The 16,316-nt window shown below is 37.2% G+C and carries 16 protein-coding genes; 4 read left to right on the plus strand and 12 right to left on the minus strand.

The window, feature by feature from the left end:
* Positions 1 to 107: 107 nt before the first annotated feature.
* Both GCWU000282_RS05085 and GCWU000282_RS05090 read right to left on the minus strand, forming a co-directional pair.
* On the minus strand, positions 108 to 308 hold the full coding sequence (locus GCWU000282_RS05085; protein ID WP_023353953.1) for a helix-turn-helix transcriptional regulator: 201 nt from the start codon (positions 306 to 308) through the stop codon (positions 108 to 110).
* A 1-nt stretch (position 309) separates the two neighbouring features.
* On the minus strand, positions 310 to 726 hold the full coding sequence (locus tag GCWU000282_RS05090) for a hypothetical protein (protein ID WP_023353954.1): 417 nt from the start codon (positions 724 to 726) through the stop codon (positions 310 to 312).
* A 264-nt stretch (positions 727 to 990) separates the two neighbouring features.
* Here GCWU000282_RS05090 and GCWU000282_RS05095 point away from each other — a divergent pair, with 264 nt between their 5' ends.
* On the plus strand, positions 991 to 2,295 hold the full coding sequence (locus GCWU000282_RS05095) for an ATP-binding protein (protein ID WP_023353955.1): 1,305 nt from the start codon (positions 991 to 993) through the stop codon (positions 2,293 to 2,295).
* A 185-nt stretch (positions 2,296 to 2,480) separates the two neighbouring features.
* Here GCWU000282_RS05095 and GCWU000282_RS05100 read toward each other — a convergent pair whose 3' ends face one another.
* Positions 2,481 to 3,752, minus strand: a complete 1,272-nt coding sequence (locus GCWU000282_RS05100; RefSeq protein WP_035039601.1) for an IS110 family RNA-guided transposase — start codon at positions 3,750 to 3,752, stop codon at positions 2,481 to 2,483.
* A 297-nt stretch (positions 3,753 to 4,049) separates the two neighbouring features.
* Between GCWU000282_RS05100 and GCWU000282_RS15785 the strand changes: the two genes are divergently transcribed.
* Positions 4,050 to 4,865: a hypothetical protein gene (locus GCWU000282_RS15785; RefSeq protein WP_156913118.1), complete on the plus strand. Its 816-nt coding sequence runs from the start codon at positions 4,050 to 4,052 to the stop codon at positions 4,863 to 4,865.
* A 139-nt stretch (positions 4,866 to 5,004) separates the two neighbouring features.
* On the opposite strand, the gene GCWU000282_RS05110 is transcribed toward GCWU000282_RS15785, so the two are convergent.
* From GCWU000282_RS05110 to GCWU000282_RS05120, 3 genes are read right to left on the minus strand one after another with little or no spacing between them, the layout of a single operon-like run.
* A complete protein-coding gene (locus GCWU000282_RS05110) occupies positions 5,005 to 6,411 on the minus strand; it encodes an NAD(P)(+) transhydrogenase (Re/Si-specific) subunit beta (protein WP_035039602.1) in 1,407 nt (468 codons plus the stop codon).
* Positions 6,412 to 6,434: 23 nt separating this feature from the next.
* Complete coding sequence (locus GCWU000282_RS05115; protein WP_023353959.1) at positions 6,435 to 6,710, minus strand: NAD(P) transhydrogenase subunit alpha; 276 nt, start codon at positions 6,708 to 6,710, stop codon at positions 6,435 to 6,437.
* A gap of 18 nt (positions 6,711 to 6,728) precedes the next feature.
* Complete coding sequence (locus GCWU000282_RS05120) at positions 6,729 to 7,850, minus strand: NAD(P) transhydrogenase subunit alpha (protein ID WP_023353960.1); 1,122 nt, start codon at positions 7,848 to 7,850, stop codon at positions 6,729 to 6,731.
* A 594-nt stretch (positions 7,851 to 8,444) separates the two neighbouring features.
* Here GCWU000282_RS05120 and GCWU000282_RS05125 point away from each other — a divergent pair.
* Positions 8,445 to 8,759: a hypothetical protein gene (locus tag GCWU000282_RS05125; RefSeq protein WP_023353961.1), complete on the plus strand. Its 315-nt coding sequence runs from the start codon at positions 8,445 to 8,447 to the stop codon at positions 8,757 to 8,759.
* Positions 8,760 to 8,761: 2 nt separating this feature from the next.
* Positions 8,762 to 9,328, plus strand: coding sequence for a GNAT family N-acetyltransferase (locus GCWU000282_RS05130; protein WP_023353962.1), 567 nt, complete (start codon positions 8,762 to 8,764; stop codon positions 9,326 to 9,328).
* Positions 9,329 to 9,385: 57 nt separating this feature from the next.
* On the opposite strand, the gene GCWU000282_RS05135 is transcribed toward GCWU000282_RS05130, so the two are convergent.
* The 6 genes from GCWU000282_RS05135 to metG all read right to left on the minus strand — a co-directional run bounded on the left by GCWU000282_RS05135 (position 9,386) and on the right by metG (position 16,270).
* Positions 9,386 to 11,515 carry a methyl-accepting chemotaxis protein gene (locus tag GCWU000282_RS05135; protein WP_023353963.1) on the minus strand — a complete coding sequence of 710 codons (2,130 nt, stop codon included), beginning with the start codon at positions 11,513 to 11,515 and terminating at the stop codon, positions 9,386 to 9,388.
* Between the two features lie 147 nt (positions 11,516 to 11,662).
* On the minus strand, positions 11,663 to 11,995 hold the full coding sequence (locus GCWU000282_RS05140) for an Ig-like domain-containing protein (protein WP_023353964.1): 333 nt from the start codon (positions 11,993 to 11,995) through the stop codon (positions 11,663 to 11,665).
* Entirely contained in the window at positions 11,979 to 12,806 is an 828-nt protein-coding gene (locus tag GCWU000282_RS05145) for a TatD family hydrolase (protein WP_023353965.1), read from the minus strand. Before GCWU000282_RS05145 ends, GCWU000282_RS05140 begins: the two co-directional genes overlap by 17 nt.
* Before the next feature lie 17 nt (positions 12,807 to 12,823).
* Positions 12,824 to 13,294 (minus strand): rhodanese-like domain-containing protein, encoded by a 471-nt coding sequence (locus tag GCWU000282_RS15790; protein WP_023353966.1) that lies wholly within the window; start codon positions 13,292 to 13,294, stop codon positions 12,824 to 12,826.
* Complete coding sequence (gene rsmA / locus GCWU000282_RS05155) at positions 13,294 to 14,196, minus strand: 16S rRNA (adenine(1518)-N(6)/adenine(1519)-N(6))-dimethyltransferase RsmA (protein ID WP_023353967.1); 903 nt, start codon at positions 14,194 to 14,196, stop codon at positions 13,294 to 13,296. Before rsmA ends, GCWU000282_RS15790 begins: the two co-directional genes overlap by 1 nt.
* A 13-nt stretch (positions 14,197 to 14,209) precedes the next feature.
* Entirely contained in the window at positions 14,210 to 16,270 is a 2,061-nt protein-coding gene (gene metG / locus GCWU000282_RS05160) for a methionine--tRNA ligase (RefSeq protein WP_023353968.1), read from the minus strand.
* Positions 16,271 to 16,316 lie beyond the last annotated feature (46 nt).

The following is a 16,316-nucleotide window of genomic DNA, read 5'->3' on the forward strand; positions in this document are numbered from 1 at the left end:
CCATCTTGCAAAATAATCACATTTTAAAAATATGATCAAATCTCAAAATACAAAAAGCCCCAAGATAGTAATCACCTTTAAGTGCACTTCTTGGGGCTAATTAGTTATTAGTCAATAAACTCAAATAATTCTTCAACTGTAACTCCAAAGACTTTTGCAATATCCATAGCCAACTTTAGCGAAGGATTGTATTTACCATTTTCAAGATGTACTATAGTTTCCCTCCTTGCACCAACAAGTTCAGCTAACTCAGCCTGCTTATAGTTAGCTTTTTCACGGTATTCTTTCAGTCTAGTTATAAGTGCCATATCATATCCCCTTCGTATCCAAAATAAAAAATATAATTGTGCGCAAAATTGAAGTAATCAAAATTGAAATTACTATAGCCCAGCCCATAGTTGAAGGCGAAATTACATTAATATGGCCTAATATTCCCCCTGCATAAGCTATAATAAGCATTACAACTATTAATAGTTTAAAACATATAGCATCACATCTTCTAATATTTATTTCTGCAAGTTCATCTATGCCTTCTTTAGTATACTTGCTAATTCTTATACTGTGCATGAACAGTATAAAAACAAGTAACCCTCCTGCCAAACATTGGATTACAGGATAGTAAGAATTCCAGTCTTCTCTTGACAACATCCAGTAGTAACCCACCGCTAAGATTGCAAAGATAATCTTAGTTGCAATAATTTCCTTTACCGATACTTTTTTAATCATGACAAATCCTCCTTTATTTTATGTGATATATTTATCACTTATGTTATAAATATATCACTTTATGGCATAAGTGTCAAGATGTAAGTTATAAATATTTCACTTTACGTTTATACCTATATAATCCCTATGCAATCATATTTTACATTTTTTCGCTGTAAAAAATGTATAGCTTAACATTTTTTCGTTGTAATTTTTGTTTTAATATAATATACTCTATATATAATTAGCTTGAAACTCTATTTTGATTTTATATGGAGGTAGGTAATGTACAGGAAATTAATAGAAGAACTTTATAAATGGAAAGATAAAAAAAATCGTAAACCCCTTATTATCGAAGGTGCAAGGCAGGTCGGAAAAACTTGGCTTATGAAAGAATTTGGAGATAAAGCTTATTCAGACTTTATCTATATCAATTTTGACTCTAATTCTGTAATGGCAGATTTATTTTCCACTGATTTGAACATCGAACGAATTATAATGGGGATTGAACTTTATTCAGGAAAAAAAGTCAATTCTACTACTACTTTACTTATATTTGACGAAATACAGGAGGTACCAAGAGCACTCGCCTCTTTAAAATACTTTTGTGAAAATGCCCCTGAATACCACATTATTTGCGCAGGCTCTCTACTTGGAATTGCGCTTCACAGCGGAACTTCATTCCCGGTTGGCAAGGTTGATTTTTTGAGTCTTTACCCACTTACCTTCAAGGAATTTTTGATAGCCGTAAAAGGCGAGCGCTTTGCTAAACTACTGGAAACATCTGATTATATAATGATTACATCTTTTAAAGAAACTTATATTGAAGCACTTAAACAATATTACTTTGTAGGCGGAATGCCGGAGGCTGTTCAAAATTTTATAGACGAAAAAAACTTTAATGAAGTAAGAAATATTCAAAAAAGAATTCTGTCTGCTTATGAACAGGATTTTTCAAAGCATGCGCCAAATGATATAGTTCCTAAGATAAGAATGATTTGGAACAGCATCCCCTCACAGCTTGCAAAAGAAAACAAAAAATTTATCTATGGGCTTGTGCGTGAAGGCGGAAGAGCAAAAGACTTCGAAACTGCAATTATGTGGCTTAGTGACTGTGGACTCATTCATAAAATAAGCAGGGTAAATTCAGTCGGAATACCGCTAAAGGCCTATGAAGATTTAAAAGCTTTTAAGCTATTCCTTGTGGATATCGGCCTTCTTGGCTGTCTGACAGGTCTGTCCGGTCAGACTATTCTTTATAAAAATGAATTATTTACGGAGTTTAAGGGTGCAATTACGGAGCAATATGTCTGCCAGCAATTAAAATCAGTTTCCGACTTAGGACTTTATTATTACACCAATGACAGAGGTTCCTGTGAGGTTGATTTTATTATCGATACAGGAGAACAGGTTATACCGTTAGAGGTAAAAGCAGAAACAAATCTAAAAGCAAAAAGCCTTAAAACATATCGCGAAAAATATAGCCCTAAGCTTTCCATCCGCATGTCGATGGCAGACTATAAAGCTGAAGATGGTCTTATCAATCTTCCCCTTTATATGGCAGGAGAAATTATGGGACAGTCTCTTTAGTATTTTTTCTTAAATTAAGTGTCATGTATTTGACATAGTAAAAGATAAAAATAGAAATATCAGGATAATTAAAACAAAGCGTTATAGTTAGGAGGAAAAGAGTGAAAAATAACTTGTATTTTGGGGCACACTTATATAAGGGGTCGCAAGATCCCTAAAATTTGTAACTATATAAATAATAAATGTTAGTTATCGTTGCGTTTTACTAACTTTGAGCTATCATAACCAAGGCTTTCAAGATAAGCAAAGACATTGTTTTCGTTTAGAATCACACGCTCTATATGATTTTTAGGAGACATAAGTTCTTCATAATCAATAGGAGTAAACGGTTTTTCTTCTAAAACCATGTGATAAATGCAAACTATCATCATTCGTGCTATGGCAATGATTGCTTTCTTATGACCACGGCGTTTTTTAACTCGACCATATTTGATTGCAAAATAAGGCTGCTTTTTGCTCTTGATTGCTGCAAGTGCACATTGCACCATCATAGGCTTTAAGTAATCTCCTGCTTTTGAAATCCGCACAGACTTCTTTTTACCGGCTGACTCATTGTTAGTAGGTGAAAGCCCACACCATGAGCACAGGTGCTTTGCGTCATCAAAGATGCCCATATCTACACCTGTTTCGGCAAGAACGATTGTTGAACTTAGTTCGGTCATTCCGGGCATGGTAGAAACAAGTTCAACAAACTTGTAGTAAGGCTTCATCCTTACATAAAGCTCAACTTCAGATTGAGTAATCATGCCGTCAAGATACTCCAGATGGCTGCGGGCAAGTTCAAGCTTTTTAGCCTGATCAGATTCTATGTTGTACCCCCTGATTGCCTCAATGATTTCATCGGATTTAGCTTTTGCCCCTTTTTTAATAAGTTTGCGGACAGCTTTTTCATCAATGGAATCAGAAGTATGTGTAAGAAGATACGACATGATTTCTGTAGCTGTTTTGCCGAAAGGGTCAGACAGTACACTGGCAATGCCGACATTGGAAACAGTCATGCAGTTTTGTATGCGGTTTCTCTCAGAAGATTTCATACATACCAGTTTGAAGCGGTATCTTGCGATTTCGCGTAGCTGTCTGAAGTCTTTAGGGGGAATAAAAGAACATCTGACAAGATCGAATTTGTAGAGGTCAGCAATCCATTTGGAGTCTTTTTTGTCAGTTTTCTTTCCCTTGATAGCTTTGACATATTTAGGATGGGTAAGGCAGACTTCTATGTCATTCTCGAGATAATTAAAAATAGGAATCCAATATTTTCCAGTGGATTCCATACATACATGATAACAATTATTCTCGATCAGCCAGCTGTGAAATTTTCTAATATCTGAATTGAAGGTTGAAAAAGATTTCTGCCTGTACTCAGAGATTCCGTCAGCATTTGTGATTACGATGGTTGCAACGATAACATTTTTGTGGACATCAAGCCCACAGCAGATGGAGTATTTTAACTTCATCATAAGTATCACCACCTTAATAAAAAAAGGATAGCAACATTGACTGTCATCCTGCGACTGAATAAACATGGTTTATTACCAATGATAAGAGTCCGGGCTCAAAGTCCCACTTGTTTGTGCTTGTAAGGACGACGGCACATATAATTATACGGGGTCGAAAATAAATTCGCCACTCCTCCTCCCGTGCTCTGTAGTATATTGCTATCCTATATAAAGATTATAAGACAAAGCGAGGAGAGGCACAATATTTTTTCATAACTTGTTTGTGCCTTGAGCGAAGCGAAAGGAATGGTAAAAACTATGAAAGGTATCAAAAAAATGTGCCTGACAATCTTATCGTTTGTTGTAGTAATTACAGTATTTACAGCTTGTGGAAACAGTAAGGATAAAGAAAAAGCACAAGATTCGGTGAGCAAAGATTTAATTAAAAGCAATGTATCAGATGAAACAGCAATAACTGAGAAAAATAACTTAAACACTACAGTAGATGCTGATGTAGCAAGGATAGATAGTTCAAATACTGAAAAATCATCTAAAAATAAAAGTGAAGTGAAAAAGATTCGAATGGTCAGGGTAGATGACAGGACGTATATGGATATGGGCTGTGCTCTAAGTGTATTAAAATGCGGTACCGCGGACGGGGAGATTCTTACAAACAATGATGAGTATCCCGAAAAAAATGATGAATCTAATTTTGGTACAGGATATAAATATCAGAAAGCCGATATTAAATATTTATATGTGGATATAGATAATAAATGGCAGGTTTTTCAGGATATAGCAATAAGCTCTTTGGTAATACCTGAAGGTGTGGCACATTTTGAGGCGGAAATAATAGAAGGAGATAAGGAAAGAATATTAGTTAAAATTACAGATTTACCAAATGAATTTAACTATATTTTCGGAGATAAAAAGGCAGATGAAATAAAGCCTGTACAGATAACTCTTAAAGATTTAGGTGTATCCAATGGTATTAAAAATATAAAAAAAGATAAGTTACCGGGTAAAAGGATACAGGTATGGTTTAATGGTGAAATAAAGGGTGATAGGCCTGAGATGTCAAATCCTATAGAATTGGGAGAAATATATGCAGTATTGGCTGCGGAGGAAAAATAAAGCGATACCGCTACTCTTAGCATTTTCTCCTTAACCAACACTGCCTGCCGGAGAATGAAAAAACAAGAAATTATCTATTGCAAAAAAATCCCCAAGACTCCGTTGCTATCTAACATTAGTCTTGGGGGAATTTCATTTCTTAATCATCAAACTCACTTACAATAGCAGATACAGTCTGTTTTGCATCACCGTAAATCATAACTGTATTTTCCATAGTAAAGAGTGGGTTCTCTATGCCGGAGAAACCTGTTCCCTTACCACGCTTAAGTACGAATACTGTTCTTGCAAGGTGGGCATTGATGATAGGCATTCCATAAATAGGGCTGCTTTCATCATCAAGGGCCGCAGGGTTAACAACGTCATTTGCACCGATAACTATGGCTACATCAGTCATAGGCATCTGTGGATTCATTTCATCCGCTGTTTTGAGCTTCTCATAAGGAATATCGGCCTCTGCAAGAAGTACATTCATATGTCCCGGCATTCTTCCCGCAACAGGGTGGATAGCGAAGTTTACTTCAGCACCGTTATTTTCAAGCTTCTCCGTAAGCTCCTTAACGGCATGCTGAGCCTGAGCAACCGCCATACCGTAGCCCGGTATAAATACTACATTCTTAGCAGCTTCAAGAATCATATAGGCATCTTCTGTAGAAATAGCCTTTGCCTCTCTTCCGTCACCCTTAGAGCCGCTTCCGCTTCCACCGCCAAAGCTTCCGAAGAGAAGACTGTAGAAGCTTCTGTTCATTGCTTTACACATTATAAGAGTAAGAATAAGTCCCGATGTACCCACAAGACAACCGGATACTACAAGCACCGTATTATTTATTGCAAAACCGGCAAATGCTGCTGCAAGACCTGAAAGGGCATTCAGGAAAGAAATAATAACCGGCATATCTCCACCGCCGATGCACACTACCAGAGTAATACCTGCGATAAGATATGTAGCTGTAACTAAAACTATACCATAGAAACCAAGCTGTGCATCTAAAAATGCGTACATTATTATTCCGACTACACCTGCAATTACCAGAATTCCGTTTAATAAATTCTTTGCAGGGATAACCACCTGTTTCTTAAATAACTTGCCTGAAAGCTTGCCCCAGGCAACTACCGAACCTGTAAATGCAACCGCACCGATAGCAATAGTAAGTCCAAGAGTGATATCTGTAAATGCATCTGTTTTGGTTGCATCGGTTGACATATATTGGGCAATAGCCACAAGTAAAGAAGAAAGACCACCGAAGCCGTTAAAGAGAGCTACAAGCTCAGGCATACCTGTCATTTCAACCTTCTTTGACCAGACAGCACCGATAATTCCACCGATTAATATTGCCAGAACTATATAAAAATATCCGTTTTTTAGAATATCATTATTCCAGGAACCAAGTACATCCTTTTCACACATTACGGTTACGGTTGCAATAAGCATACCTACCGCAGACATAAAGTTTCCTTTTCTCGCTGTTTCTGCCTTACCGAGAAGCTTGATACCTCTGATAAAGAAGATGCAGGCTATCATATATGAAACCATTATTATGCTGTTCATTTAATCCTCCTTATTCTGCCCCACTATTTCTTTTTCTTAAACATACCAAGCATTCTGTCTGTTACCATGTAACCACCGATTACATTGATAGTAGCAAATACAATGGCAAGGAAACCAAGAGCTGTACCTACAGGTCCCTCGATATTTAAAGCAGTAACTGTTATCGCACCAACTATGGTTATACCTGAAATTGCGTTAGTTCCCGACATAAGCGGTGTATGAAGCTGTGAAGGCACCTTTGCAATAAGCTCAACTCCGAGGAAACCTGCAATTACAAATACGAATATAAGCATTATCATAATCTGTATTTCCTTTCTTTATATGAATCTCTCGTGAATTATTTTTCCGTTCTGAGTCAGGAGACAACCCTTCATTATCTCATCTTCAAGATTAACTACAAGTTCATTCTTCTCTTTATCATGGAAATGAGTTAAAAATGCACTGATATTACCCGAAAGCATAAGAGAAGCATCAAAAGCCACCTGTCTCTCAAGCATATCTCCTGACATAATGGTTACTCCATTTTCGGTAACTACATTTTCAAAAAGCTTAGAGCCTTCTACATTCCCGCCTGTTGAAACAGCCATGTCCACAACGATTGAGCCCGGCTGCATACGGTCAAGCACATCCTTCTTTATAAGCACAGGTGCCTTTCTGCCGAATACCTTAGCGGTGGTAATAACCACATTTGCCTTCTCACACACCTTAGCCTGCGCTTCCTGCTGTTTTGCTATCTGTTCAGCTGTAAGCTCCTTCGCATACCCTTGTTCGGTCTGTCCCATTTCTCCAAGGTCAATCTTTACAAAGTTCGCTCCGAGACTCCTTACCTGCTCCTCAACCACAGGTCTTGTATCAAAGGCATCTACCCTTGCACCGAGACGCTTTGCCGTAGCTATAGCTTGAAGACCGGCTACTCCTACACCTATAATAAATACCTTGGCAGGTGAAATAGTACCTGCAGGTGTCATCATCATAGGAAAAATCTTAGGAAGCTTGGCAGCCGCATTAAGTACAGCTACATAACCTGCAAGGGAAGCCTGTGAAGACTGTACATCCATCTTCTGAGCAAGAGTGGTTCTTGGTATCATTTCAAGGGAAACTGCCTGAATACCGTCACTTGCAAACTTATTTAATAACTCCTTTTCATTAAACGGATCTAAGTAGCTTAAATGCAGGGTATCCTTCTTCAATCCCTCTGTACTCTCAGGTTTTAAAATACGTACAACTATCTCACTGTCAGCGTATCCCGCCTCATTACTTGCTACAATCTCAGCTCCCGCTTCTTTGTAAGCTTCGTCTGAAAAACCTGATTTAATCCCTGCACCGCTGACAACCTTAAAGGAGAATCCCATTCCGATAAGCTTCTTAATGTCGGCAGGTACCATAGCTACTCTGGTTTCCAGAGCATCAGATTCTTTACAAATCAATACCTTCTTCATCTTGTCACCCTTTCTTATAATGTGTTAAAATCAAACATAAGTTATGTCTGAGCTTATTTTCTTGTCGATAGTATACAATAATACATTTTATATTGCAACAATTCCCACTTATTTAATAGGTAATGTAATTTTTTATAATTTTCTTATAGTATACTATTTTGTTAAACTGTCATATTAATTTAGGTTTATAAAATTATTTTTGTTTATTTTTTAACATTCTTAATTATCTTCTTAGTTTCTATATATTACAATCTACAATTCAGTGGTTAGTTATAGCTAACATTTTTACTTTTATGTTTTTACCTTTGTAATTTTTTATATAGAATTTTTTATTTAATTTTATATAATTTTAGTGTATAATAGTGAAAAACTATGTCATATAATAACTAATCACCAATTATTCATATCATCGGTCACAAATCTCTTATTCTGCATGCTACAGTAGGATAAACAGTTTTCGTTCTGTGACTACGGGGATATTGCCGGACATCTGTAAAATATTGTAATTTGGGGTCTGCGGCTTGATTAGGATAATTCCAATATGTTTAGTGAATAATTTGGGTAAAATTATATAGGCACCAAGGGGGTATACATATGTTTCTTAAATTTAACTGTTTTTCAGAAGGTAATACAGAATCTACAGAAATTTGCTTATTTCAGGGAATAAGATTCAATAAAATCGGTTTTTCCGTAATTTCAACAGAACATGTCAAACATGACTATCTTTTACCTATGGATAATTCTTCCTATGATAACTTCTTAAAAATGCTTGAAAAGGCTATTGCCGCCAATGCAAACATTGCAGAAATCACAGGCGGACATGTATACAGGGTTGTTAAAGGAAGCTTTTTAAACATAAAAGAAGCTAAGTCCGCTAATTTTGGTCTCAGAATTTTGGATATTAAGTAATTATGATGCTTGAATTGGAAAGTACCCGGCTTGTTTTACGTGCATTAACTCAGAAATATGCACCCAATGTATGCGAGTTCTATGAAAAAAATTATAACCGACTTGCACTTTGGGAACCAAATCTCTCCAAGCAATTTCTTTTAACAGATGCAATGGAAAAATTTATGAAGGCGGGTTTTAAGAATACTCTTTTAGGAAACAGTATCAGGTATTGGTTTTCTTTTAAGAACTCTCCCGATAAACTTATCGGTGCAGTCAACTTTCAAGACATAAAAAGAGGAGCCTTCAAATCTTGCCAGATAGGTTACAAAATAGATAAGGACTGTTCAGGTCTTGGTTTAACTACAGAGGCGGTGAGTTGTGCAATTTCTTCATTATTTGCAAATGAAGGATTGCATAGGATAGAAGCTCTTATCGCCACAGATAATGTTTCGTCCATTAAGCTGGCAGAAAAACTTGGATTTTTACGTGAAGGTATAAGCCGCGAATGCGTAAATATTAATTCTGAATGGAAAGACTGCTATCAATATTCACTCCTGAACGGAGAGCTAAACAATAAGGTACTGTAGAATTATTTATATTCCACAGTACCTTTTATTTTATATTATTTTAGAAATCAATTATCATTACAATGTAAACTTAGATACTTCGCTCTGAAGTTCCATTGCAATATTTGCAAGATTTTCACTTGCCTGCGAAATATCCGCAATAGACTGTACCTGAGTATCTACATTAGCGGCAGCCTCTTCCGTGGTAGCAGCATTTTCTTCAGCTATGGCAGAAAGATTTTCAACCACCTTAATTACATTACTGTTCTCAGCCTCAATAGTTTTCGAAGAACTATTAATTTCCTTGACAATAACCTTTGAGTTTTCAACAGCTGTTGAAATCTCTTCAAATTTCTCACTGGTTTCAGCCACCTTTTTACTCTGCTCTATAACCATCTTGTTTGAGTCTTCCATCATGTCAACAGCTGACTCAGCCTTAACCTTAAGCTCTTCAATAACGCCTCTGATTTCACTGGTAAACCCTGCACTCTGTTCAGCAAGCTTTCTTATCTCATCAGCAACTACCGCAAATCCCTTTCCTGCCTCACCGGCTCTGGCCGCTTCAATAGCCGCATTAAGAGCAAGAAGATTTGTCTGGTCGGAAATAGACTGTATCATTTCAGAAGCACTTGATATCTTCTCTGTTGCCTGACTTGTTTCATCTATCACCTGGCTAACCTTGGTTGAAATTTCTCTATTCTCATCTGAAATTTTGATAAGTTCTTTAAGAGTAGCATTACCTTCGTTCTTGCACTTATCAATAGTTTCTGTTGCAGTTGCAAGCTCATGCAGTGTCTCAATCATCTCACCAAGAAGTGTGTTAGAGGTATCAACCGACTGTGCCGCACTTTGAGTATCCTGTGCCTGGCCAGTAGCCCCATCGGCTATATTGGTAACTGCCGTTGACACTTCGTTTGCCATCTCAGATGTTGCCTGAGCAGTTGCAGTAAGCTCTTCAGCAGTTGCTGCTGTATTCTGAGCATGTGAGTTAATATTCGAAACAATTTCAGTAAGATTTGATACCATAAGCCTTATGGCTCTTGTCATTTCACCAATCTCATCCTTATTCTCTCTATACTTTGCAAGCAACTCTCTCTCTTCAGAGGTATCAAGATTATAATTAGATAATTTGGATATAGCTTTATTTATAACTGCTATTGGTATTGCAATAAAGTTTCTGATTAAGAAGAAGATTACAACTCCTATACCAATTATAGTAATAATATTAAGAATTATATTGGCATACATATTAACAACGGCATCATGGGTAAAGTACGACATTGAAGATATGGCTGCAATTACCCAGTGTGTATCAGTTCCTTCAACTGAAACCGGTACAAGCATATACTGCGATTCTTTTCCGGTTGTCATAGACTTAAATACATCAAGACTCTCATTTCCTGCCTTAGCCGATTCAAACATGCTCTGTATTGCAGGCATCTTTGAAATAACATTCTGCATGATTAACTCTGTATTCATTGAGTGAGCTGCTATAGTTCCATCATCTGATATTAATGCAGTAAAATTATCTGCACCGTTTGAAGGCTCCTGTGCAAGCTCCTCAGACAGGCCTGAGAGATCAATGTCTACGTTTATGGCTGCCACAAGCTTACCGTCATACTTTATAGGAAAACCATAGGTTGTAATTATCTTATCACCCTGCTTATATGGATCAAGAACTATACTTTTACCTGCTGACATTACGTTTGTATACCAAGGACTGCCAACATGGTCATCGGTAAGGTCTACACCATCCTTAGTTACATATACAGATAATGCACCACTCTTATTACCATTCTTATTAGCATACTTTGCAGCCTTGCCGTCAAATGCATTTGGCTCAAAGAAAACACCTACTCCCTCAATGCTTTCACTATCTTCAATCACATTTTTAAGAGCGTCAATTATCACCTGTCTCTTTCTATCCTGTTTCTTATGGTTCATCATTTCTGAAACAACCACTGAGTTGATACCTACTGCAGCCTGATGGGCAGATGTAAAATCTTTTTCCATACCCTTGGCTATTTTCTTTGCTCTCTCAAGTGCAGTGCTCTTTCTGTCCGTAAGATTAGTATTATAAGTGTGAACTGCATCATACGCAGTTTTTGCACCAAGAACCACAAGAAGTAATACTGCAATAATAAGACTTAACTTTACACCAACACTTTTAACTGCCGGACCTTTAGAAACTTTCTGATTTTGTTTCATCAAAGTTATCCTCCCATTTATATTTGTCCAAAATAACTACCAAACAGTTTAATTCTACTATCAGTGGCATAATTTTTCAAGTTTTCTTCTATCTTTCGTCATTTTTTCGTAAGCAACTTTATTTTATAGTAATTAATTTGTAAGTTTTTATAACTTAAACTGTACTTCTATTTCTTCTTTTAACTTTTTCTGTCCCTTAGAAGCCACCTTTTTAGTTATGTGAAGGGAATAAACTTCATCCTTTGCATAGGGTTCAAGCGGTTCTATCTGCACCTCATTTCTGGATGAATCATAGCTTATATTTACCTTTAGCATGCCGGATGCTGAGGTAACATACATAGTATTGCTGTTTACTGTTCTCGGATCAAGCGGAGTATTAAATCTCACCCTCCATACAAAATTACCGGTTTTAAACTTAAGAGACTGTCTAACTGCCATGTCAAGCCCCGATGTAGATTCGATATCAACATAATTTGACATAAGCCTTATCCTCCAATTCATAAAGTTTTACAGCATTATTAAATGTAGTTTCTATAACTTTCTCTTTCGAAATTCCCAACAAACCGGCGATTTCTTCTACTATATATTTTATATTACCGGAATCATTTCTTTTACCTCTGAAAGGCACAGGTGCAAGATATGGCGAATCAGTCTCAAGCACTATATTCTCTAAACCGATTCTTTTGACTGTCTCTTTGGTCTTTTTAGCATTTTTAAATGTAACTACTCCGCCTATACCAATATAAAATCCCAGCTTTACAAATCTTTCAGCCATTTCAGGCGAATACGAGTAACAATGAATTACTCCTTTGTTATAACCAAAGTCTTTAAGCTCACTATAGGTATCTTCTGCGGCATCTCTGCTATGTATAACAACCGGCTTATTTAACTCTTTGGCAAGTTTTAACTGCTCTAAAAACCAATATTTTTGCCTTTCTCTTACAGTTTTATTCTTTTCTTCAGGCTCTCTTTCAAAATAATCAAGTCCGATTTCTCCGATAGCAACTACCTTAGTATGTTTAGCCAAGTTTCTGAGTATCTCTATGCCTTCTTTCTCAGGAAGTGCCTCCATACAACCGATATTATCAGGGTGCACCCCTACCGCTGCCAGCACTCTTTCAAATTCATCCGAGAGTTTTACAGAATTTTTACTTGTCTCAATATCCGCACCAATATTAGTTATAAAAGAAATGTCAGTGTCTAAAAGTCTGCTCAGCAGTTCTTTCCTGTCCTCATCATACCACTCATCATCGTAATGCGCATGAGTTTCAAATATTTTATATTCCAACATGGTATCCAACCTTTACATCAACCATAATTTTTACAAGGGCATTCACCCTGTATAGGCTTAAATTTACTGCCCATAGCATTTACATAATCTTCATAGCCAAATTTTACATAATTTAAATTCCTATATCCCTCATCCCTAAGAAGGTTAAAAGCCATACCGGATCTGTTTCCATGATAACACATAAGATATATTCTATAATTTTTGCCCGCCTGCTTCTTCAAGTAGTCAAGCATTTTAACACCATCATCAACATAAGGCATATTAATTGCCCCATCAATATGACCGGCTTCGTAGTCTTTTTCATCCCTAAGGTCTATAAGTAATGCATCTTCCTTTTTAATTCCTGAGTTTAGTTCATCTACTCCGAGGACAATAGTGTATTCAGGCTTAGGCGCTGTAAGTAAAGCTATTGTTACAGCAAGTGAGGATAAGGTCATTATAATCAATAATATAATTATACCCTTTCCTGTTTTATTGTTTTCATGCATTAAACACTTCCTTTGTTTCTTTTATTATTTGAAAATATATCGCTTAAGCAGGCAAACTCTTTAAGTGTAAGTGTCTCTCCTCTGATTAACGGATTTTGCTTCATACCGAGAAGTTCCTGCATTTTAAGTATTGCCTCGGTAATTTCTTCCTTTGTAAAATCAAGCTCTGCAGAGTTTGTAAGTCCGTTTTGCAAAGTTTTTCTGCGCTGGGCAAAGGAAGCTTTGATTAACTTAAACATAAGCTCCTCGTCCATAACTTCTACCGGCGGCTTTTCATGACATTTAAGATTGACTACCGCACTCCCCACATTAGGCCGCGGCATAAAACAATTTTGCGGTACAAAGGCGGCTATGTATGGCACAGAATAATATTGAACCGCAAGTGAAAGCGCACCATAGTCTTTGTTTCCCGGAGCCGCCTGCATTCTTCTTGCCACTTCTTCCTGCATCATAAGTGTCATATCTGTAACAGGAACTCTTTTTTCAAGCAAGGTCATAATTATAGGCGTGGTTATATAATAAGGAAGATTGGAAACTACCTTGATTGGCTTTCCCTCATTTTTCTCCTCCACAAGTGCAGCTATATCTACTTTTAGGATATCTTCGTTGATAACTTCTACATTATCATAGGCTGAAAGGGTATCTTTAAGTATTTTTATTAGCTTTCTGTCTATCTCTACCGCTATAACCTGCCTTGCCGCCTCACACAGGTACTGGGTTACAGTACCTATGCCGGGACCTATTTCAAGCACCAGATCATCCTTTCCTATATCAGCCGCATCTACTATTTTTTCAAGTACATGGGTATCTATAAGAAAGTTCTGACCGAATTTTTTCTGAAATGTAAAATCATACTTTTTAAGTATGGCTATTGTATTTTGCGGCTGTCCTAAATCTGCCATTCACTCTCCTCTTTTATCTGATACCTGCTCCGCTTGGCATAGAATTTTCAGGTGTCATAAGCGAAAGATTACCCTCTGCATCCTCTGCACAAAGCAACATTCCCTGCGACAGGACTCCTGCAAGCTTAGCCGGCTTAAGATTGGTAAGCACCATTACTTTCTTGCCAATCATTTCCTCTGCCTTATAATTCTTTCTGATTCCTGAAACTATCTGTAAGGTCTTGCTTCCTACCTTAACCTGAGAACAAAGCAGTTTCTTTGACTTAGGCACTTCCTCACATTTTATTATTTCACCGACTTGGAACTGACATTTCATAAATTCATCAAACTCTATCTCAGGCTTAGCTTCTAAGTCTATTACCTCTTTATCTTCTGCCTTAGTTTCTCTGCCAAAGAGTGCATCAAGTTTCTCCTTAGCTTCGGCTTCACTCATTTTACCTGCCTTAAGCAGATTGTTTATAGCTGTTTCTCCAGTCTTTACAAACTCTTCCTTTTGTTTTGCCACTATCTTTTCAGTCTCAGCAAGTACCTCTTTTACATCTTTTCTTGCAAAAAGCATCTCAGGATTTTCTGCTGCCCTTGTACCGTTTTTCAGTAAACCGAATTTTTCAAGTTCACTAAACTCACGAAGTTCGGAGTTAAACGCCCCAGCTATCTTTTCGGAAGTTTCCGGCATAAATGAATGCAAAAGTGAAGCTCCTATCATTATACTTTCTGAAAGATTGTATAACACTTCCTTAAGACGCGGAAACTTGTCTTCTTCTTTTGCCAGTAACCAAGGCTCTGTCTCATCTATATATTTGTTGCAACGCTTAAATAAAGTAAATATTTCTGTAATTGCATCGGCTGCACGCAGTTCTTTCATCTTATTAATTATCTTTGAAAGACAACCTATAGCTATTTCTTTAAGTTCATTATCTACAGGCTCTTCTACTCCTGTAGACTCAATTACTCCGCCAAAGTACTTATTACTCATAGCTACTGTTCTGCTAACAAGGTTTCCAAGCGTATTAGCAAGGTCAGAGTTATATCTCTCTGCCATAAGCTCCCAGGTAATTACACCATCATTTTCATAAGGCATTTCGTGAAGCACAAAGTAACGTACCGCATCAACTCCAAAAAGAGAGGCCATATCATCCGCATAGATAACATTTCCTTTTGACTTACTCATCTTCTCCCCGCCCTGCAAGAGCCAAGGATGCCCGAATACCTGCTTAGGAAGCGGCACATCAAGAGCCATAAGGAAGATTGGCCAGTAAATTGTATGGAAGCGGATAATATCTTTTCCTATAAGGTGTAAATCCGCAGGCCAGTATTTCTTATATAAATCACCATAGTTTCCGTCTGCATCATAACCAAGTCCGGTGATATAGTTTGAAAGAGCATCAAGCCATACATAGACTACGTGCTTAGAATCAAAGTCCACAGGAATGCCCCATTTAAATGAAGTTCTGGACACACAAAGATCCTGAAGTCCCGGAAGCAGGAAGTTATTCATCATTTCATTTTTCCTTGAAACCGGTCTTATAAAATCAGGATTGTTATTTATATGCTCTATCAGTCTGTCCGCATATTTGCTCATTTTAAAGAAGTAAGCCTCCTCTTCGGCAGGATGTACTTCTCCGTGACACTCAGGGCATTTTCCGTCTGCAAGCTGTGAATTTGTATAAAATGCCTCACATTCGGTACAATACATTCCCTTGTAAGCACCCTTGTAAATGTCTCCTTTGTCATACAGCTTCTTAAATATCTTCTGTACCTGCTTTTCATGATCCTCATCTGTAGTACGGATAAATCTGTCATAAGAGGTATTGCAAAGATCCCAGAGGCGTTTAACCTCTCTCGCCACACTGTCTACAAACTCTTTTGGAGTTTGACCGGCTTCTATTGCTCTTGTCTCTATCTTCTGACCATGCTCATCCGTTCCGGTCTGAAACCTTACATCATAGCCTTCTTTTCGCTTAAATCTAGCTATGGCATCTGCAAGTATAATCTCATAGGTGTTGCCGATATGAGGCTTACCTGATGTATATGTTATTGCTGTGGTAATATAATATGGTTTTTTCTCTGACATTTTCTTCTCCTGTTTTTATATAAGTTTATCTTTTTAGTCTACTTTC

The organism is Catonella morbi ATCC 51271 (genome assembly GCF_000160035.2).
Taxonomy (GTDB): Bacteria; Bacillota; Clostridia; order Lachnospirales; family Lachnospiraceae; genus Catonella; species Catonella morbi.